The sequence below is a fragment of the Exiguobacterium sp. FD-YE-25-4 genome (genome assembly GCF_057004685.1).
Window position 1 is genome coordinate 1,568,792 of the sequence record NZ_CM168041.1, and the last position, 18,515, is coordinate 1,587,306.

At 54.5% G+C, this 18,515-nt stretch carries 21 protein-coding genes and 1 other RNA gene; 10 read left to right on the forward strand and 12 right to left on the reverse strand.

Translation table 11 applies throughout. The annotated features are described in order from the left end of the window. Positions 1-60 precede the first annotated feature (60 nt). From AC13H5_RS08105 to AC13H5_RS08130, 6 genes are all read right to left on the reverse strand, one after another. Complete coding sequence (locus AC13H5_RS08105; RefSeq protein ID WP_233004283.1) at positions 61-354, reverse strand: hypothetical protein; 294 nt, start codon at positions 352-354, stop codon at positions 61-63. A 14-nt stretch (positions 355-368) separates the two neighbouring features. Then, complete coding sequence (locus AC13H5_RS08110; RefSeq protein WP_034777669.1) at positions 369-923, reverse strand: hypothetical protein; 555 nt, start codon at positions 921-923, stop codon at positions 369-371. 79 nt (positions 924-1,002) lie between these two features. Then, positions 1,003-1,824 (reverse strand): YihY/virulence factor BrkB family protein, encoded by an 822-nt coding sequence (locus tag AC13H5_RS08115; protein WP_034777670.1) that lies wholly within the window; start codon positions 1,822-1,824, stop codon positions 1,003-1,005. A 107-nt stretch (positions 1,825-1,931) separates the two neighbouring features. Then, positions 1,932-3,350, reverse strand: a complete 1,419-nt coding sequence (locus tag AC13H5_RS08120; RefSeq protein ID WP_034777671.1) for an alanine/glycine:cation symporter family protein — start codon at positions 3,348-3,350, stop codon at positions 1,932-1,934. A 59-nt stretch (positions 3,351-3,409) separates the two neighbouring features. Next, positions 3,410-4,315 carry a Gfo/Idh/MocA family protein gene (locus tag AC13H5_RS08125; RefSeq protein ID WP_214753257.1) on the reverse strand — a complete coding sequence of 302 codons (906 nt, stop codon included), beginning with the start codon at positions 4,313-4,315 and terminating at the stop codon, positions 3,410-3,412. Between the two features lie 68 nt (positions 4,316-4,383). After that, a complete protein-coding gene (locus AC13H5_RS08130; RefSeq protein WP_034777673.1) occupies positions 4,384-4,566 on the reverse strand; it encodes a hypothetical protein in 183 nt (60 codons plus the stop codon). A 279-nt stretch (positions 4,567-4,845) separates the two neighbouring features. On the opposite strand from AC13H5_RS08130, the gene AC13H5_RS08135 reads away from it, so the two are divergent. After that, positions 4,846-5,721 (forward strand): DNA/RNA non-specific endonuclease, encoded by an 876-nt coding sequence (locus tag AC13H5_RS08135; RefSeq protein WP_483545589.1) that lies wholly within the window; start codon positions 4,846-4,848, stop codon positions 5,719-5,721. Positions 5,722-5,884: 163 nt separating this feature from the next. Here the strand turns inward: AC13H5_RS08135 and AC13H5_RS08140 are convergent, their stop codons facing one another. Together AC13H5_RS08140 and rnpB are read right to left on the reverse strand one after the other, a co-directional pair. After that, entirely contained in the window at positions 5,885-7,048 is a 1,164-nt protein-coding gene (locus tag AC13H5_RS08140; protein ID WP_114166232.1) for a THUMP domain-containing class I SAM-dependent RNA methyltransferase, read from the reverse strand. 105 nt (positions 7,049-7,153) lie between these two features. Beyond that, positions 7,154-7,521: RNase P RNA component class B (gene rnpB, locus AC13H5_RS08145), an RNA gene on the reverse strand. Between the two features lie 121 nt (positions 7,522-7,642). On the opposite strand from rnpB, the gene AC13H5_RS08150 reads away from it, so the two are divergent. Then, on the forward strand, positions 7,643-8,047 hold the full coding sequence (locus AC13H5_RS08150; RefSeq protein ID WP_214753253.1) for a hypothetical protein: 405 nt from the start codon (positions 7,643-7,645) through the stop codon (positions 8,045-8,047). Between the two features lie 38 nt (positions 8,048-8,085). Here the strand turns inward: AC13H5_RS08150 and AC13H5_RS08155 are convergent, their stop codons facing one another. Together AC13H5_RS08155 and AC13H5_RS08160 are read right to left on the reverse strand one after the other, a co-directional pair. Next, complete coding sequence (locus tag AC13H5_RS08155) at positions 8,086-9,567, reverse strand: S8 family peptidase (RefSeq protein ID WP_483545590.1); 1,482 nt, start codon at positions 9,565-9,567, stop codon at positions 8,086-8,088. Positions 9,568-9,645: 78 nt separating this feature from the next. Further along, the gene (locus AC13H5_RS08160) at positions 9,646-10,053 is read right to left on the reverse strand and encodes a hypothetical protein (RefSeq protein ID WP_034777682.1); all 408 of its coding nucleotides are present in this window, start codon (positions 10,051-10,053) and stop codon (positions 9,646-9,648) included. Between the two features lie 168 nt (positions 10,054-10,221). Here AC13H5_RS08160 and AC13H5_RS08165 point away from each other — a divergent pair, with 168 nt between their 5' ends. The 5 genes from AC13H5_RS08165 (at position 10,222) to AC13H5_RS08185 (ending at position 14,923) form a co-directional block, all read left to right on the forward strand. Further along, positions 10,222-11,112, forward strand: a complete 891-nt coding sequence (locus AC13H5_RS08165) for a hypothetical protein (protein ID WP_034777683.1) — start codon at positions 10,222-10,224, stop codon at positions 11,110-11,112. A gap of 61 nt (positions 11,113-11,173) precedes the next feature. Beyond that, positions 11,174-11,839, forward strand: coding sequence for a response regulator transcription factor (locus tag AC13H5_RS08170; RefSeq protein WP_214823558.1), 666 nt, complete (start codon positions 11,174-11,176; stop codon positions 11,837-11,839). Continuing rightward, complete coding sequence (locus AC13H5_RS08175; protein WP_034777686.1) at positions 11,836-13,182, forward strand: sensor histidine kinase; 1,347 nt, start codon at positions 11,836-11,838, stop codon at positions 13,180-13,182. Before AC13H5_RS08170 ends, AC13H5_RS08175 begins: the two co-directional genes overlap by 4 nt. Before the next feature lie 68 nt (positions 13,183-13,250). Continuing rightward, positions 13,251-14,258: an ABC transporter permease gene (locus tag AC13H5_RS08180; protein ID WP_138859379.1), complete on the forward strand. Its 1,008-nt coding sequence runs from the start codon at positions 13,251-13,253 to the stop codon at positions 14,256-14,258. Beyond that, positions 14,255-14,923 (forward strand): ABC transporter ATP-binding protein, encoded by a 669-nt coding sequence (locus AC13H5_RS08185; protein WP_052090128.1) that lies wholly within the window; start codon positions 14,255-14,257, stop codon positions 14,921-14,923. The genes AC13H5_RS08180 and AC13H5_RS08185 overlap by 4 nt, the downstream gene beginning before the upstream one ends. A 21-nt stretch (positions 14,924-14,944) precedes the next feature. Here the strand turns inward: AC13H5_RS08185 and AC13H5_RS08190 are convergent, their stop codons facing one another. After that, the gene (locus AC13H5_RS08190; protein ID WP_034777688.1) at positions 14,945-15,373 is read right to left on the reverse strand and encodes a hypothetical protein; all 429 of its coding nucleotides are present in this window, start codon (positions 15,371-15,373) and stop codon (positions 14,945-14,947) included. 189 nt (positions 15,374-15,562) lie between these two features. Between AC13H5_RS08190 and AC13H5_RS08195 the strand changes: the two genes are divergently transcribed. Then, entirely contained in the window at positions 15,563-16,462 is a 900-nt protein-coding gene (locus AC13H5_RS08195) for an alpha/beta hydrolase (protein WP_034777690.1), read from the forward strand. Here AC13H5_RS08195 and AC13H5_RS08200 read toward each other — a convergent pair. Beyond that, on the reverse strand, positions 16,419-17,117 hold the full coding sequence (locus tag AC13H5_RS08200) for a CPBP family intramembrane glutamic endopeptidase (RefSeq protein ID WP_034777692.1): 699 nt from the start codon (positions 17,115-17,117) through the stop codon (positions 16,419-16,421). The two genes, AC13H5_RS08195 and AC13H5_RS08200, sit on opposite strands and share 44 nt — an antisense overlap. Positions 17,118-17,195: 78 nt before the next feature. Between AC13H5_RS08200 and AC13H5_RS08205 the strand changes: the two genes are divergently transcribed. Together AC13H5_RS08205 and AC13H5_RS08210 are read left to right on the forward strand one after the other, a co-directional pair. Next, entirely contained in the window at positions 17,196-17,888 is a 693-nt protein-coding gene (locus AC13H5_RS08205; RefSeq protein WP_233004295.1) for a lytic transglycosylase domain-containing protein, read from the forward strand. Between the two features lie 34 nt (positions 17,889-17,922). Further along, positions 17,923-18,510, forward strand: a complete 588-nt coding sequence (locus tag AC13H5_RS08210) for a DUF1643 domain-containing protein (protein WP_034777694.1) — start codon at positions 17,923-17,925, stop codon at positions 18,508-18,510. Positions 18,511-18,515: the final 5 nt, after the last annotated feature.

The following is an 18,515-nucleotide window of genomic DNA, read 5'->3' on the forward strand; positions in this document are numbered from 1 at the left end:
CCGTGATCAATGCATTAAAGAAAAGCCCGCAGATATGATATCTGCGGGCTTGAGACTCGATTACATCGCTCTCGCCATGAACCATAATTGAATGAAAAATGGCACCAATACGAGGACGAGCATCGCATTGCGCATCCATCGGTTACGGTTCCAGTAGTACGCCATCAAGACGAACGGATGTAGCGCCGTCAGCTGATATGGGTTGAACCAGAACCAGGTGAGCATCAATACGATAAAGAAATATAACACAGAGCGTTGTTTCGTGGTGCGCCATTCGCGCCACATGTCGAACGCCCCTTTGAAGAATACGATAAACGTCACAATCCAAAACACCATCACAATGATACTATTCAATGACTAGACCACCTTCATGAGACATTTTCAATATAGAACCCGCCCCAGTAAATATGTCGATACGTGTATTCTTTTCCACTCTCTGCCGTGATGATGATTTCATCCTCAGTCAATACGAGCACATGGACCGGAATCTCACCTTTTCGTAACATCGGGCTAAACAGTTGAAACTGTTTGTTCAACCATTTCCGCTCCGAGAAATCACGGTAATGATGCAAGGCGAGCGACGGATGAACCAAGAACACACCAATGATCAAAGCGATGGCTCCCGGTGAGGCGGCCACTTCAAGCAGTAACGAGAGGACGAGCAGAAGTGATAAGACCGCATAACCGAACTCGAGGAGCTCCATCAAAGAGGCTCGACTGGCAATCACGTACTGCATGACGCGGAAGGCCACGTACAGTAACAGACTGACCATCACATACTGGGTGAACGGAGCGCTACTCATCTCAACGTCCAAATAGAACAAGATCGGCAGTAACATGACCCACTTCCATAATTGTAAGGCGAGGTAAAACAATGTTTGATCGATGAAACGACGATTGTGTACGAGCCGTTGCATATCCATGTTTCCCACCTCCGATTAAAAGATGTGATCTTATCGATATCATTCCCTGAATCAAAGATTGATAACAACGATTTACACGTCAACCGGATATTTCTTTTTGTTCGATGAGCGTGGCGTTCAGAAGTCCCCCGAGAAGGATGACCGAGGCCGCCAAGTAGAACCAGATCAACAAGATGATAAAGGCACCGAGCTGACCGTAAAACTGTTCATAGTTTGCATACTGTGAATAGTAGCTGAATACGTTCGAAACTGTCAAGATGCCGATTGTCGCAAAAGCCGCCCCGGCCCAGCTGTCTCGGAACGTGCCGCGATGGCTCGGCAACCACTTATAGACGAGCAGGAAGACACTGAACAGGATGAGTGTCCCGATGATCCAACGGAAGTAGAACCAAATCTGGGCATATCGGGCGACGATGTCATCGATAAAGATGATATGGGTCGCCAACTCTCGTAGCGCCGTCTCGATGACCGGGACGAGCAACGAGAACGGCAGGACGAACATGAGCGCGAGCGTCACGGCGATGTCTTGCAACACCCCGCGCCAGAACGCTTTGTTTCGGATCAGTCGATAGGCGTCGTTCAAGGAGCGAACGAGCGATTGGACGGCCATCGACGAGATCCAAAGTGCCGGTAAGATGCTGAGCGAGGCCAAGCGCAGTCTCGAATCATCAAAAATGGCTTCGATGTTCCCTTGTAACAATCGATAACTCGCTTCGGGCATCACCAAGGACAACGCCGAGATGACGTCTCCGCTCGAGAACGGCAGCCATCCGACGATGCCGAGGACGAACAATAGAAATGGGAATGTGGACAGGATGAAATAGTAAGCCAACATCGCGGCTTGATCGAAGAATCGTTCGGCAAAAAATCGTTTGAATGTGTGAAGAAATGGTTGTATCATATCGTGTGCTCTTTTCTATTTTTATTATATAAATGCGGTATGTGAAATAAAAAAGTTTCAAAAAGGAAAGGCAGGACTGGCGCTGTACGTCAATCCTTGCCTTACACTCAACTAATATTCTCTCGTTTCGCTTCCCATGCTTCGACGTGCTCTTTCCCTGGCAGCTCGACATCGTCCCGATTGAACACCGGATCGCGCCCTGCTCGTTTCTGGGCCACGTAATCATCAAGCAACAGTTTCGCGACTTTACTGAGTCGGAAGATGGCGTACATGTTCACGAGTGCCATCAGACCCATGAAGATGTCGGCGATCGACCAGACAAGCCCGGCCGAACGGACCGAACCGAACAATACCATCCCGATGACGGCGATCCGGTAAATGACGAGATACACTTTCCGTTCCGAGATGAACTCGATGTTCGTCTCCCCGTAATAGTAGTTCGCCAAGATCGAGCTGAAGGCGAATAATAAAATCGCGATCGTCATGAGCGATGTCGCGACCGGCCCGATCTCGGTGAGGAGCGCCTCTTGGGCAAGTTCGATGCCTTGGAAATCTTCAGAACCCGGCACGCCAGAAATGAGGACAATCATCGCCGTCGCCGTACAGATAAAGAGCGTATCGACGAACACGCTGAGTGACTGAATGAGACCTTGCTTGACCGGGTGACTGACCTCGGCGGTCGCAGCCGCGTTCGGGGCCGACCCCATCCCCGCCTCGTTCGAGAACAAGCCTCGGCGAATCCCTTGCAAGACGGCCGCACCGACCGCTCCGCCAAGCAGTTGTCGGAACCCGAGCACGCCTTCTGAGAAAATGGCTGAGAATACGGCCGGGACGACCTCCAAATTCGTCAAGACGACCCACAGGGCGAGCAAGATATAACCGCCAGCCATGATTGGGACGATAATCCCTGACAGTGTCGAGATGGAACGGATCCCCCCGAAGATGACGATCCCCGTCACGACGGCCAAAATAATCCCGATCCAAAGCGTGTCGATCTCGAAGACGTTGTTGACCGACAAGGCGATCGTGTTGGCCTGGACCGAGTTGAATGCAAATCCAAACGCGAACGTGATCAGAATGGCGAACACGATACCGAGCCATCGCTGACCGAGCGCCCGTTCGATATAGTAGGCCGGTCCGCCGCGCCACGCCTTGCCGTCATGCACTTTGTACACTTGGGCGAGCGTGCTCTCGACGAACGCTGACGCCGAACCGATCAACGCGATGAGCCACATCCAAAACACGGCACCCGGTCCCCCGAGTGCGATCGCGGTCGAGACGCCGGCGATATTCCCGGTCCCGACCCGTGCTGCCGTCCCGATGGCGAACGCCTGGAACGACGATACTTGTCCTTTTTCGTGCTTGATCCCTTTGACGAATAACAGCTTGAACATCTCGGGCAGCATCCGGAACTGGACGAACCCCATCCGAATCGTGAAATAAAGCCCACCGGCAATCAATACGAAAATGAGTACGTACGTCCATAACAAATCATTCGCCTGCATGACGAGCTCGCGAATGTCCATGCGCATCCCCTCCTTTTACGGAGTTATTACCCGCTCGACGGACCGCAGAAACGAGACGGTCAGCGCGAAGCCTCTTCTAGTATGCGTTCACAGAGCGCATGCGTCGTCAGACTATCGGCAGCGAGCACCGACTCGTTCGGTTCGCCGTTCAGTAGCTTGATGAACGCATCGATCATCGTCGTGAAACCGCGACGCATAAGGTTCGACTCCCACGGACTCAGAGCCCGCTCGAGCATGCCGTCGCGCGTGAAGTCATACACGCGCTCGACGTCGCGGGACACCCGCTTCAGACGCGGAGACATCACTTCCATCACTTCTTCCGTACAACCGTTGTCGCGGTTCATGATCCCGAGCGCTTCGATCCCATCCGCCGTGAATTGAATCTGCAACTGTTTCAGCGTCTCTCCTTCATAGCGCGTCCGCACCGACAAATTCTCAACCGGTGCGAGCCCCGTCAAGTAACGGAGCGTGTCGACGACGTGGACGAAATCCTCGATGATGAACTCTCGGAGCGTCGCCGGTTGATACGTGCGGTTCTTTTGAATGAGGACGAGGTTTTGGTCCGTGACTTCCTTCAAGGCCGCCGTCGCCGTCGCGAAACGACGATTGAAGCCGGTGACGAGTTCGACCCCGTTGTCTGCCGCGAGCCGCACGAGCCGCTCCGTCTCGTCGAGCGAGAACGTGACCGGCTTATCGATGAACACATGGACGCCCCGCTCGAGCACGTAGCCGACCTGGTCCGCGTGGGCTGACGTCGTCGAATGGATCAACACGCCATCCACCTCATCGAGCGGCACGTCTTGTAACGATCGGTAATGGCCGCTGAATCGGTATTTGTCGACGAGCTGCCCCGCTTTCGCCTCATCTCTCGAGACGAGATAGACGTCCACCCCTTCTAATCCGGCATAAACCGGTAAATACGCTTTTTTCGCGACATCCCCTAACCCAACAACCACGATCTTCATTTCAACATCTCTCCTCTTCGATGGACTGAACAAAACCCCATGGCGTACGCCCGGGGTCGATGGTTCACTTAATGGACGGCAAGAATCTCAAAACTCGTGATCGGCTTGCGAATCGCATCCGACACGATTTGATATAGGTCGGCGAGTTGCTCATTATCCTTTAAATCTGGCGTCCGGTCGAGCTCGACTTCACACGTTCGTGTCGTCTGTTCCTTATCTTGAAACGCATATTCAATCGTATATGTCTGCATGACACGTCTCCTCTCAAGCGATGTATACGTATGTATAGCCTGAAACGAAATGATTGAAACGCCTCGGGTGTGCGACACAAATCGCTCGAGAGCCCCCTGTTCGACCCGCGCTCCCCCATTGTACCATTCGTACCTAGGGCGACGCCTCCTCCATCTGTGACAAAATCTGTCTCGTTTGTCGGAAGCACGATTAAAACCGCCTCCAATCCGTTTGCTTGTAAATGTGGGCGAAGATTCCTAGAATGGACAAGTATGCATCAAAGACATAGGAGTTTTAACATGAAAAACAATCTTACTTATCTTGCCTTCCCGCTGGCCATGCTGTTGTTGGCCGGTTGCACGAACGAGACAGAACCGAATCCCGAGTCGAAGACGGAACCTCAGGAACAGGTTACCGTTGAGACGGAGCCCCCTGACCAGACCGGAACGAACGATCACTTCACGGGCTACGACTTGATTGAAGTCGAGGGTGGAGATTTGTCAGGCGACCGCGAGCATCATGTCGTCGTCGATATCGGATACGGGGAACGCGAGTACTGGGCGTTCACGAACGAGCACGGACAACTCGTGAAAGTGCTCGCCGACGAGATCGTCTTGCAAGATGATGAGCTCGAGGACGTCACGTCTTCGGGTCGCTATTATTCAGACGAGGCGAAAGTGCCTGGTGTCGAGCATCGCGACCTCGACGAAGGGCACGTCATCGCCGATTCGCTCGGCGGCGTCTCGAACGCCTTCAACATCACTCCGCAAGACAGCACGCTCAACCGCCACGGGGACCAGGCGTACATGGAGAGCGTGATCCGGAGCGCAGGCGGCGCGACCGACTTCGAGGCCATCATCACCTATCCGGATACGGAGACACAAATCCCTTCACACTATGAGTACACATACACTGTCAAAGGAAATGTCATTACCGATTCGTTCGACAACGTGAACCCGGACGAGGTGAACGAGTCGCTCGGGCTGACCGAGAGTGCGACTGAAGCCGAGTCCGTGTCTGAAGACGGTGACGTCGCGAGCATCGATATGAATGGGAACGGCCAAGTGACGATCCAAGAGGCGAAGGACGCCGGGTTCACCATGCCGATTACGAGCGATCATTGGCTCTATCCTTACATGCATGACAATGATGGCGACGGGATGGTCGGAGAATAAGCTCTTTGCATCGCCCACAACGATATGAAAGAATCATCGACGTCACGCTCTTCCTGACCAAAGGGAGAGCGTTTTTTTTATGGTGCGTCGATATGAGATTGTAAGACATAAAATCAAGCAAAAAAGGACCATAGACGAGTGTCTACGGTCCTTCGACCAATTGTTATTTTGAGTCAGTCGACTCAACAGGGCGTCTCGGCGGACGCTTGCCGAAGAACTGGTAGTATTGCGTCTCAATATTTCCGTTGTACAGCTTACGGCGTTTCGTCGCCGGACGGCCGTACGCCTTCTCGAAGTCCTCATAGCTCGTCAACATGTAGACGCTATAGCCCGGATACTTGGCGAACTGTTGACCGATCCGCTCGTACAGGTCGATAATCTCTTCTTCGGTCTGCAACCGTTCACCGTATGGCGGGTTACCGATGATGACACCGTACTCTTCTTTCGGCTTCAAGGCAGCCGCGTCACTGTGGACGAACGTGATGGCGTCACGGACGTCAGCGAGCTCGGCGTTGTCCTTGGCGAGCTTGACCATGCGTGGGTCGAGGTCGATGCCGTAAATTTTGAGCGGTTTGTCCCACTCCGCTTTCTCGTTCGCTTCATTGATCGCCTCATACCAAGCTTTCTTCGGTACGCACGGCCAGTCTTGTGAACAGAACTCACGGTTGAGGCCAGGTGCGATGTTGCGACCGATGAGCGCCGCCTCGATGGCGAGCGTCCCAGAACCGGTGAAGACGTCATAGAACGGCATGTCCGGCTTCCAGTTCGTCAGCTGGATCATCGCCGCGGCCATCGTCTCTTTGAGCGGTGCCTGTGAGTGAAGCTCACGGTACCCGCGACGGTGAAGCGCGTCACCTGACGTGTCGATCGTGATCGTCGCGACATCTTTCAACAAGGCGACTTCGATTGGATAGTACGCGCCTGTCTTCGGAAGCCACTCGCCCGGCTTGTCGTATCCGCGTTGCATCGCGTCGACGATCGCTTTCTCCGTGATCTTCTGACAGTCGCGGATCGAGAATAACTTCGACTTGACCGAGCGGCCGTCGACGATGAACCGGGCGTCCCACGGCATGAGATCCGTCCAAGGCAGTTCGACCACACCGTCGAACAGTTCCGTGAACGTCGTCGCTTTGAACTCGGCGACGACGAGCTTGACGCGGTCGGCCGTCCGGAGCCAAAGGTTGAGACGTGGAATGTCCTCCATCTCCGCGTCGATATAGACGCGTCCATTCTCGACCTCACACGTGTAGCCGAGGTCACGTACTTCTTTGGCGACGAGAGCCTCGATGCCCATCGCCGCGGTGGCGATCAGTTTACGTTTTGCCATACTATCCCTACTTTCTATAGTGTAACTCCTAAAATGGTCATGTAAAAAGGAGCTCAAGTAGGATTGCTTGAACTCCTGGTCAATGTTAAATGAGAGACTATGCTGCCCTGTAAGCCATGTTCTGTACTCCGGTGCTCATAACGGTCTCCCTGGCACGATGGAGTGACAATCATCTATCTGCGCCGATTGGCGCCTTCCGTCCCGTTCGGTTCCAGTCAGGAAGTTCCCCTACCATAGTTTGGGTTTCTCGCTCGTGGGGTTTACCTCGTTCCACTCTGAACGTTTCCGATCAGACTCCGTCACTGTGGCACTTTCAAGAAGCTTGCACCATATCCGAGGACTTAGGTGCTTCTTCTGCCGTCAACTTGCGTTGCCTACACTTATCTTTTCGTGTAGCACGATCACTACAGCCATCACAGGCTGTGCGAGCATGGACTTTCCTCAAGACTTGCGTCCCGCGATTGCCCAGACCTCATAGTCACTTTACCCATTGTAGCGGATAACCCGAGAAATGACAACCGAGAACCTGAACTTGATTTTCATGGGCGTCAGCGCTAAAATAAGGCGTGTTCCATTGAACAAGGAGGGATTTTGATGCGTCAAGATGCAAAAAACGGTTGGATTCAACGACTGACCTATGTGATTGAAATCGATGACATTAAAGCGCTCCACCCGAACAACGGCGTGTTCGCCTTCTACCGGAATAATCGACTCGTTCGAGGATTCGAGCCGTTTGACATCAAAGCACCAAATGAATTGTCCAAACGTTCGTATCACTTCGACCATCATAACTTGGCCCACTTACAGGAACGTTTTCCTGAATCAATCCCGACGTTCGACGCGTCGACACAGACACGTCGCGCCTGGAGCGACGACGTCCGCGTCGGCCTCTGCGAGATCATCGTCGACGGGAAACTGAGTTTTGAACATATCGACGATAACGGCAACGTCTTAGAAGCGAATATCCGTTGGAGTGGTGAAGCCATCACGAAAACATAAATCAACACCCGAAGCCAGCACTGGCTCCGGGTGTTTTTTTATGTCGATTCCGCCGAAGTATCCGTCTCGACTTGAACCGGTTGCGGCACATATTTGACCGTCACCACTTTTTCAGTGACGTCGGTCGGCTTCAACAGCACCGTATAGGCCGATCCCGTGTCACCACGAACGGGGAACTTGCCCGGTACATGAAGCGCCTCATAGACGACTTTCTTGTTCGCGTCGAGCACGGTGACGACGCCTTTTCGGGACGTGGTCAACTCGAACGTCCCGGCATCGGCCGCTCTGACCGTGACTAGCGGCTTGACGGCGTTCACATAGGTGAACGAACGATTGACCGAGCGTTTGTGTTTCCCGTCGGTGACGGTGGCATTCAGGCGATATTTCCCGCTCGGTAACCAATCTCCTCCGGCGTACATCGTGAACATCGATTTCCCGGCTGAGAGTGTCTTCACTTTACGCGTTCCTTGATACAACGTATACGTCGTCTTCAAGTTCGACTTTTTCATGACCGTCAGTTTCGCTTCTTTCACATAGCGGCTCTTGAGCGTCGATGGCGCGGAGAGCGCGACCGGTCGTGGTGTCGCATCGATCAGCCGCTTCGTGTTGAGCTCGGTATACGTCTTCCCGCTCGCACGTGGCATTTTTTGAAGCAAAGCATCGATGTCGGCCGGCGTCAGGAACGGGTTGACCGATTTGACGAGCGCGATCCCAGACGACACCATCGGCGCCGCCATCGATGTCCCGTCCATGTAGACGAAGCTATTTTTCACGCCGAGCGACAAGACATTCACCCCGGGCGCCACGATTTTGACTTGGCTGTCCATATTGCTAAAAGGAGCGACACGGCGGTTTGCGTCGATCGCCCCGACCGCGATGACTTCTTTCATATTGGCCGGGAACGACGTTTTCTTCTTCCCGTCATTCCCGGATGAGGCGACGATGACGACACCTTTGGCACGGGCGCGACGAATCGAGTCGGCGAGGACGCGGTCATAATCTTGACCTCCGAGCGACATGTTGATGACGTTCGCCCCTTTCGCGACCGCCGTGTCCACCGCCTTGGCGACCGTCCAAGAATCCGTGTACTCCGAATTTTTGCCGTAAAAGACGTTATAAAAATGATAACGCACGTTTGGAGCGAGCCCTGCCATTCCGAACTTGTTATGGCGTCCGGACATGATGCCGGCCGTGTGCGTGCCGTGATAGTCGACACTATACGGGCCTTTCATCGAGTTGACGACACGCGGGACGTTATACAGCTCTTTATGACTCCGGTCGGCCGATGAATCGATCAATGCGATGACGATGTCCGACGCCCCTCGGGTCGTATTCCACGTCAAGTCGGTACCCGTTTGCTTGATATAGTATTGATGACCGACCCTAGGCTCGGCCACGACATAGCCGTGCTTTTCCAACAGCACCGGTTTAGCCGCGTCCACAGACGTCGGGACAAGCAGCGCGAGCGCTGCTGCAATCATAATTTTTTTCATCGCCTTCCGCTCCAATCCACACTTCATAAGATGACCCCATTATCTCAAATCACGCGGTCGATTTCCCTTTTTTTCAAAAAATAGATTGTGACATTTTTGCGACGCTTACCAATAGTCCGGCTGGTCAGGGTCGTTCATCTCGTATTCAATGATTTTTCCGATCGTCAAATACGTGTAATAGCGCGCCAGCTCCGTCCGATACGGGTCAGGTGTGAATCCGTCCAAGTCCTCGCCGAGCGGTGAGCCGTCGATCGTCTCGAACTGTTGACAGAAGAACGATTCCGTCTCCTTGTCCCAGACGATATTGTCGCCGATATAGCCGCTCCCGAACCGGATATAATCGATGATGGAAGGCACGATCACCTCGGCCGGAAGCCGCTCACTCATGCGGCCGACCAATTCATAGCGGTCCCGGTCGGCATACTCGGCTTGGTCGAGGGACGTACATTTCAAGACCTCTTTATTGATTTCAATCAAGACGACATAGTCCCCCGGATCAATCGATAGCTTCATCTCATCACCTCATCTCAACTTCCACATAGCTCTATCTTAACAAATATTCGGAACGAAACCGCGAAATCCTGTATGCCTGTAAAATTTTCCATATGGTCGATTCATACAACATGACGAAATCTGTTTTTGGTATACTGAATGAGATGACATGAAGAGAGGAAGTGCAGTATGGCCAAACGCCCTTTGACCCCTCGCGAGAGTGAATTGATCGCCACGGCCTTGTTCGTCGTCGGGAACGTCCCTTACGTCGGGCACATCGACCGGCTCGAGTCGATCACGCTCCGGGATATCGCAGACGACTATTTGAGTGGGAAAAATTCCGTCGCCGACGCCGTCGAGGCGCTCGACCAATACATCTATGTCCGACGACACCGTTTCAAAAACGTCACGCCGAACAACCTTTGGACGCTTGACGATCGGACCGAGCAGGAGGCACTCCGCTACATCGTGCGCCGGCCTGAGCTGAAGAAAGGCGAGACGCTCAGCAAAAAGGATCAACCGTTCACTGTGGGCCAAGATATCGAGTTCAAGGTCGATAAACAGCTCGATCGCGGTCAGTTCCGGATTTACATCGGTAAACTGAACGGCTACACGGTGAAAGCCCAGTCGAAAGATAAAGAAAAACTCAAATCGGTCAAAGGATGGATCACCCACCTCGACCGGAAAGACCGACTCGTCTTTGTCAACATTTCCGAGTTCGGGCGCGAACCGATCGACCCGGCCGCCAAAGTCCGGCTCGAGGCGATGAGCGCCGCGCTGCTCGGCTGGTTCGCCACCGCCACGTTACCAACCGAGGATGAAGCGATGACGGCCAAACAGATGATTGCCACGCTCCAGCGCCGTGACCAACCGTACTGGTTCACGTTGACCGTCGCGATGAACCATCCGAAGCCCGAGCACGTCAAGCGGTGGGGCACAGTCGTCAATCTGCTCGTCAAGGCGAGCGCCGGCGACGCTTCTGCTCTTGAGACACTCGAGGCGCAAGAAGACAAGTATTTCAAAGACGCCTTCTTGCGGGCACTTCGAGCCTTGCATAAAGAACTGACCAAAACGACATAACATGCAGGTGACCTGCAACGGGTCACCTGTTTTCGGTGTCGTGATAGAAAGGAAGAGAGCGATGCACGTACTGATTGTAGAGGACGATTTGGCTATCCTTCACCTCGTTGAGACCACGCTACAGCGAGCCGGACATACGGTGACAGCGGTCATGGATGGGGCCGACGCCGAGCGACTGTTTATGGCGAACCCTGCCGATGCCGCGATCATCGACATCTTGCTACCCGGCCTCGACGGACGGACGCTCTGCTCACGTCTGAAGCAACTGACGGACATTCCCGTCATTTTATTGACCGCCCTCGGGGAATGGGAAGAAAAACGAAGCGGCTTCGAACACGGAGCCGATGATTATATGACGAAACCGTTCATCCCGGAAGAGCTGCTGTTCCGCCTTCAAGCCGTCGCAAAACGTTACGCCAAAAATGCGGCCACACTCGTCACAGTCGGACCGCTCAAGCTCGACTTGCGCGATTATCGCCTTGAACTGAACAGTGAGACGATCCACCTGCCGAAAAAGGAGTTCGAGCTGCTCTATCAGCTGGCGGCGTTCCCGGGCCGGGTGTTCACCCGGGATGAACTGATCGAACAAGTATGGGGCCTTGACTTTGAGGGCGACGACCGGACCATCGATGTGCACATCAAACGACTCCGAGGCCGCTTGCATGACGACACGATCACGATTCGAACGGTTCGGGGCGTCGGCTATACGCTCGAGGTCTCGCCATGAAGACGCTCTATACCCGGATCGTCCTGACCGTGTTCATGATTTTGCTCTTGTCCGGCGCCATCGCCCTTCTCGTCAGCAATGTCGCCTATTACGTCTGGTGGCAGCCGTCCTACAGCGAAAAGACCGAACAGACGGCACAAGCCGCCCTTGACTACTTCGAGACGCATACGGACGGTGAGGCATCGGCCTTTTATCGTTTGCTCGCTCAGACGGGCTATCAACTCCTCGTCGTGCGTCCTGACGGTGAGATCGACCGCTATGGAGGTTCGTTCCGGGACGAGCAACTCGACGAAGCCGTCATCGCCTCGGTCCGGTCCGGCGAACGCTACGACGGGATGCGCGCTTATCCGTTCCACTTGTTTTGGCTCGGCTTGTTCGACAATGAAGTCGTCAACACGTATGGCTTCAGCCTGGACGGGGAAGATGCCGTCTTCATCCGCCCCGACCTTGGCGCCCAAATCCGAGAATTGCACTTGTTCGTCGGCTTGTTCTTTGCACTCCTGACCGGGCTCGCCTTCATCTTGATCGCCCTATCGACAAGCCTGATCGTCCGACCGGTGCGCACATTGACGGATGCGACTCGCTCCGTCGCATCCGGGGCCCGTCCGCTCGATCTCCCGACCGAGCGCAACGATGAGATTGGAACCCTCGCCCGTCGTTTCTCTGACATGGTCGACTCACTGGAGAAATCCGAGGGTGAACGGCGTCGCTTCGTCTCAAGCGTCTCGCACGAATTCCAAACACCGCTCACCTCAATCAAAGGCTACGCCTCGGAACTGGCCGCCCGAACCGAAGGGGACGCCTTGATGTATGCCGGGATCATTCGTGACGAGACGGATCGCCTCTCGGATTTGACAAAACAGTTGCTCCTGCTCGCCCGGCTCGACGAGTCGAACGTGTCGCTCTCCGAACAAGTCGATGTGAGCGCATCGATCGAGGACGTCATTCGTCGCCATGCGTTCCAGCTGGATGAGAAAGGGATCGCCGTCGCGACAGAGCTTGACACATCGCTCGTCGTGACCGGCGACCCGCTCTTATTGGCCCAAGTCTGGACCAACTTGTTGACGAACGCGATTCACGCCTCTCATGACGGGGGGCTGATCACCATCAAAGCGTATGCAGGAGATCGTCCGACCGTCTCGATTCAAGATGCCGGCGTCGGAATGGATGAGGCGACACAGGCACGCCTATTCGAACGTTTCTATAAAGGAGATGTCTCTCGGACCGGCCGGGGCACCGGTCTCGGACTTGCTATTGCCCAAGACATCGTCCGCCTGCATGGCGGTGAGATGACGGTCGAATCCCGTCTCGGGACAGGGAGCACCTTTTACGTCCGGTTTTAGTCCCGTTCATATTCTGTTCATATCCGTCAGTTATGCTTCCTTCATCGCTATGAAGGAGGCTTTTTTGTATGAATTTAGCATTTAAAGAAATGTGGCGGCAAAAACGAAAATTTTCATTGATTTTTGTCATCACCCTACTCATCGTCTTATTGTCGACGCTGATCACCGGGCTTGCCGATGGGCTCGCCTATGACAACGGGGCCAGTTTGCGTGAACTCGACACCGAGACGTTTCAGTTGGCTGAGGATGCGGACGGGCAACTGACCCGCTCGTTCATCGAACTGCCGACGCCAGAAACGCTTACACCGCTCGGGGTCAAACCGTTGACACTCGTCGATGGGACCGTGAAACAGGACGCCACGCTATTCACGTTACCGCGGGATTCTGACATCGGGCCCGCCCTCGACCTCGCCGTCGGCGAAGTCCTCGTCGATCCAAGCTTTCTCGGGGACTTTAAACTCGGGGACACGATTCAAGATTTCACGACCGGCTACTCATTCACCATCGCGGGGACGACGGACGGACGTTACAGTCATGCACCCGTCATGTGGGCATCGATGGAGACGTGGGAGGCGTTCCAGGCAGACAGCGGACAACCCGAATACGTCTCGGCCTGGCTCGGGGAAACTGAGACGTCGCTCGCAACGCTCTCCAAACAAGACGTCGTCGAGGCCGTCCCGGGCTATACAGCCGAACAAGGCACGTTCACGATGATGCGCGGCTTCTTGTTGTTCATCGGTGCGTTCATCTTGACCGCATTCTTTTATATGTTGACGCTCCAGAAACTGCCAGAACTCGGAATTTTGAAAGCGATCGGGATTCGCCCTCGTGTGATCGGCACGGCGCTCGTCACGCAAGTCATGGCAACGGTGCTCGTCGCGAGCCTGTCGGCAGCCGCCTTGACGGCCCTCGTCGCCTCGTTCGTCCCAACTGATATCCCATTCCGTTTCGATGCGGGACATGTGCTGCTCTACAGTGTGATCATGTTCGGGCTCTCACTCATCGGTACGTTGTTACCGCTTTGGAAACTGCGTCACCTTGACGCCGCCGACGCTTTAGGAGGGACATTACAATGAAATTGATGAACATCAGCCACGCCTATGACGGACAATCTGTGTTGCGTGGAATCGATTTGCAGGTCGATGCCGGGGAATGTATCGGCATCATCGGACCGAGCGGCAGCGGGAAAAGTACCTTGCTCCAAATTCTCGGACTATTGAAACGACCGGTGTCGGGACAGGTCGAGCTCGAAGGACAAGACTTGCTCGGTGCCACTGAAGAAGAGCGACGCCTCTTGAGGCTGAACGAAATCGGATTTGTGTTCCAGCAAGCACATCTCGTCCCTTACTTGACGGTCCGGGAACAACTCGAGCTCGTCCAGGCCGAGAGCGAGTCGAAACAAGATCCGATTCGGCTGCTCGACGCGCTCGGTTTGGGGCATCGTCTCGACCAGTTACCAGGGCAACTGTCCGGAGGCGAACGTCAACGTGTCGCGGTCGCTCGGGCCTTGGTCAATCGCCCCCGACTGATTTTGGCCGATGAGCCGACGGCGAGCCTCGATTATGAGAATGGCCGACGGGTGATGGAGTTGCTCGTTACTGAGGCACGGATGAGTGCGCGACGGGTCATCGTTATCACCCATGACGAACGGATGCTCGACGTCTGTGACCGGGTCCTCATGCTTCAGGACGGCCTGCTCCAACCGTCGCCCCGGCATCAAAACAGGGAAGACCGCGATTGAGGCGGCCTTCCCTGTTGTTTGTCAGATGACGTGCGCGTGAAGTGGCTCCTCAATCGATGCACTTACGAGTTTTCCTAAATGATGCGTCAACCAGGCGTTGAAACCGATGATGAGTGTCATGTTCCCATGCTCGTCGATTCCGGCCGAATCGACCCGGATTAGTCTTTCCTCGATATGTTGCGAGACGAGAGTGATGCGGGCGAGCGCTAGGACTGATTGGAAGACCTCGTCCGCCGATGACCCAATCGCTTGCGCCACGTCCGACACGGACAGTTCGATCGGTCGTGCCGGCTCAAGCACATAGCGGTCAATCAGCACATCGAGTACCATCGCATGCTGACGATGGCCGTTGACCGGGGCACGATAGAAGGTCACCCCTTCGGCGGTCTTGTAATCCACCTGCCCCGTCAAGCACGCGTGCAGCAACTGATCCATCACCTCTCGCCCCATCGCTTCGTCTCCTCCCGCTTCACCTTGATGATTGTCTGGTTCCATCATAGCAAGACGATACTGCTCAAACGAACGGGACAATCATCGGTAAGTCCCTTGCTTAACGGCATGAACCCGCCGTCAAACTGACACTGCGCGTGAACTATCGTCACGTTTTCGGGTACAATAATGGAGAAAGGAGCGGTTCAGATGCAGAAGAGATGGAAAGTTGGACTTGCAACACTATTCACCGGCTACTATGCCATCAGTTATTATGCGTTCAAGCGCATGACGCGAGGCAAACGCAAGACACCAGAGATGCTCTTGGCCCCGTATACGAAAGAAGATCAATCGTTTTATCATGACGTGCCGTTCGAGCACGTCTCGCTCCGTTCTCAGGATGGCTATCGGCTGTATGGACGCGTCTACCGCAATGAAGGGTCGACGAAATGGATCGTGTTCGTTCACGGCTATACCGCCTCTCACAGTTTCATGGCCCCACATTTGGCGATGTTCCATCGCCTCGGGTACAACCTCCTCGCTGTCGACTTGAGATCGCACGGTGAGTCCGAGGGCGTATACGCCTCTTATGGTTACCACGAAAAGCATGACATCACCGATTGGGTCGACTGGTTGCGGGCCAATGAAGTGGTCACGGAAGTCGGGTTGCACGGTGTCTCGATGGGAGCTGCCTCGATTTTACAGGCCGGACCGTTAACCGACGTCGACTTCTTGATCGCCGAATGTCCGTTTGACGATATGAGACAGCTCATGCGCCATCAGTTGAACGTGCTGCATCGGTTGCCCGGGGACCTGCTCTTGCCAGGGATCAACTATTTCTTGTGGACACGGGCCGGTTTCCGGATGCATCAAGTCCGGCCCAAATACGATCTCGCCGCGATTGACGCGCCCGTCTTGTTCATCCACGGAACGAAAGATGATTTCGTGCCGACGTGGATGTCGGTCGAGATGAACGCGCTCAACCGGCAAAACGAGTTAGCCCTCATCCATGGGGCCGAGCACACAAACTGTATCTTGAAAGATCAACCCGCCTATGAGGCGGCCGTCAGTCAGTTTCTGAATCGACGACGTGAATCGGTCCAGCGATAAGGTCGAGCAAGGCATGGACGACCATCACTGGCCATAATACCCCCATCGCCAAGTACAAATAGCCGAGTCCCCAGCCGACGATCCCGGTGACCAGAACGCCCCTGACGCCTTGATAAGCATGGGCCAACCCGAACAAGGCGCCGCCGATGAAGGCGAGTGTCAAGGATGAGACGTCAAGATAGAGACTGACGGTGTAGAGGAGCACACCCCGGAAGATGAATTCCTCGGTCACACCTGCCGTCCACGAGACAGCGCTCCAGGCCTTCGCCTCAATATCCGTCCGCGGCAAGAGCAACCGCTCGATTTCGAGCTCATAGTACGGTCGTAACCGCCGCCGTAACCGAGACGAGGTTTTGACGAGCAAGTAAAACGCCAGCAGCACGGAGATGAGGATGGTCGTGAAAAAGAAAAACTTCCAAGCGGACATGTCCCCTTCGACCGGGGCGAATCCGAGACCGACCATGTCTGGCGGGACGCCGAACAAGAAGACGAGGGCGAGCAAAAGCAGACTGAGCCCCCACGACGACTTGACTGTCTGTTCATAGACACGTCCACGACCGAGCGTTTCGATCATCGGCTTCATCAACCGGGCGTTGAACAATTGAACGATCAACAAATACATGAGAATGATGGTAAAGACGGCCTGTTCGAGCATCTATATCCACTCCTGTCCTTCCTGTTAGCTATATGCTACACTATTCGGGTATTGTCTAGAAAGCTAGGAGGCGGAATCTTGAAACGATTGATTTTGCGACTGACCGGTCTCATGCTTGTGATCGTGCTGTGCCTCGGCGCAATCGGCTGGTTTGGTCAACATGATAAAGTGAACAACGCCCTGTACCGGGCCTATTACGGGGACCATGGCGTCCCGTCCGTCCATCGCGATGTGTATGAGGATGCCGCGGCCACGTATGACGTCGATTGGCGCTTACTTGCCGCCGTCCATCGCGTCGAGACGATTTTCTCCCACAGTTCATCGATGCGTTCATCGGTCGGGGCGATCGGACCGTTCCAATTCATGCCGCGGACGTGGCTCGGTTGGCAATATGACACGGACGATCAAAAAGGCGATGTCCCTGAGGACGAAGTCGATTTGACGGATCTCGCGCTCATTGAACAGTACGGCGGTCTCGGACGCGATGGCAACAATGATGGCAAAGCCGACCCGCACAGTCTCGTCGACTCGGCCCATACGGCCGCTTACTATTTGAGCGAGCACGGCGGGACGAAGGCAGACACGACGGACTCGATTCGAAACGCCATCTTCGAGTACAACCGCAGTGAACAGTATGTCAATGATGTGATGTCGTTTTATGAGTCATATCAAACCGATGTGTCTTATTTACCGGATGACAAGGCGTCGGCAACCCAAAGTGTCGCGCGCTACACAATCCGCTACTTGGAATGGTTCGCAGGCTGGGTCTGACCCGGCACTATTTGATTAAAAGTGAGGAAACCTTATGAACACCCATATCGAGGAAGTGACGATTCGTGTCAAGTCGGTCTTCAATGAGGACAAGACGAAGCGCTACTTGCGTTCGTACGAATTCACAGATGTCGTCGACGGCGTCATCTGTGCCGTCATCATCTACTCGCCACGGATGAGCGATGCTTTCTTGTCCGGTACGACAACGCAGCGGGCGTATATGCTCATGCGGAACCATCTCGATCAACCGATCCGTGAGATGCGCGTCATCAGCCTCGTCCCGACACTCGCCATCAATGACAATCTGCCGTACGTCGAATCGCAACTCGACGAAGTCAACTTTCATTACGTTGAGGAAACGCTCGACGAGGTCGAGGCGAGCGGAGGTATGATTATCGTCGGCTGGGGCTCTCCGGGACGCTTGATGCATCATGCCACCCCGTATAAGGCGCTCTTTGCCGATCATGAGGCGCATATGTTCTGTATCGGCACGACTTCCAAAGGCGAGCCGCAACAGATTCGTATGGCCAACGAGAACACCGTGCTCGAGGCGTTCAATAACGAATCGATCAAACCGAAATTTAGAATCGTGAAAGAGACGAAACAAGACGACTCCGAGTGAGTCGT

What these genes read in the sequence shown, in the direction of transcription:
- AC13H5_RS08140 (WP_114166232.1), bottom strand. Translation starts at nt 7,048, where the DNA reads ATGGCAAAACGTAAACTGATCGCCACCGCGGCGATGGGCATCGAGGCT.
- AC13H5_RS08125 (WP_214753257.1), bottom strand. Translation starts at nt 4,315, where the DNA reads ATGAAGATCGTGGTTGTTGGGTTAGGGGATGTCGCGAAAAAAGCGTAT.
- AC13H5_RS08190 (WP_034777688.1), bottom strand. Translation starts at nt 15,373, where the DNA reads ATGGGGCGAGAGGTGATGGATCAGTTGCTGCACGCGTGCTTGACGGGG.
- AC13H5_RS08170 (WP_214823558.1), top strand. Translation starts at nt 11,174, where the DNA reads ATGCACGTACTGATTGTAGAGGACGATTTGGCTATCCTTCACCTCGTT.
- AC13H5_RS08130 (WP_034777673.1), bottom strand. Translation starts at nt 4,566, where the DNA reads ATGCAGACATATACGATTGAATATGCGTTTCAAGATAAGGAACAGACG.
- AC13H5_RS08185 (WP_052090128.1), top strand. Translation starts at nt 14,255, where the DNA reads ATGAAATTGATGAACATCAGCCACGCCTATGACGGACAATCTGTGTTG.
- AC13H5_RS08175 (WP_034777686.1), top strand. Translation starts at nt 11,836, where the DNA reads ATGAAGACGCTCTATACCCGGATCGTCCTGACCGTGTTCATGATTTTG.
- AC13H5_RS08155 (WP_483545590.1), bottom strand. Translation starts at nt 9,567, where the DNA reads ATGAAGTGTGGATTGGAGCGGAAGGCGATGAAAAAAATTATGATTGCA.
- AC13H5_RS08120 (WP_034777671.1), bottom strand. Translation starts at nt 3,350, where the DNA reads ATGGACATTCGCGAGCTCGTCATGCAGGCGAATGATTTGTTATGGACG.
- AC13H5_RS08115 (WP_034777670.1), bottom strand. Translation starts at nt 1,824, where the DNA reads ATGATACAACCATTTCTTCACACATTCAAACGATTTTTTGCCGAACGA.
- AC13H5_RS08110 (WP_034777669.1), bottom strand. Translation starts at nt 923, where the DNA reads ATGGATATGCAACGGCTCGTACACAATCGTCGTTTCATCGATCAAACA.
- AC13H5_RS08210 (WP_034777694.1), top strand. Translation starts at nt 17,923, where the DNA reads ATGAACACCCATATCGAGGAAGTGACGATTCGTGTCAAGTCGGTCTTC.
- AC13H5_RS08195 (WP_034777690.1), top strand. Translation starts at nt 15,563, where the DNA reads ATGCAGAAGAGATGGAAAGTTGGACTTGCAACACTATTCACCGGCTAC.
- AC13H5_RS08180 (WP_138859379.1), top strand. Translation starts at nt 13,251, where the DNA reads ATGAATTTAGCATTTAAAGAAATGTGGCGGCAAAAACGAAAATTTTCA.
- AC13H5_RS08160 (WP_034777682.1), bottom strand. Translation starts at nt 10,053, where the DNA reads ATGAAGCTATCGATTGATCCGGGGGACTATGTCGTCTTGATTGAAATC.
- AC13H5_RS08135 (WP_483545589.1), top strand. Translation starts at nt 4,846, where the DNA reads ATGAAAAACAATCTTACTTATCTTGCCTTCCCGCTGGCCATGCTGTTG.
- AC13H5_RS08200 (WP_034777692.1), bottom strand. Translation starts at nt 17,117, where the DNA reads ATGCTCGAACAGGCCGTCTTTACCATCATTCTCATGTATTTGTTGATC.
- AC13H5_RS08165 (WP_034777683.1), top strand. Translation starts at nt 10,222, where the DNA reads ATGGCCAAACGCCCTTTGACCCCTCGCGAGAGTGAATTGATCGCCACG.
- AC13H5_RS08150 (WP_214753253.1), top strand. Translation starts at nt 7,643, where the DNA reads ATGCGTCAAGATGCAAAAAACGGTTGGATTCAACGACTGACCTATGTG.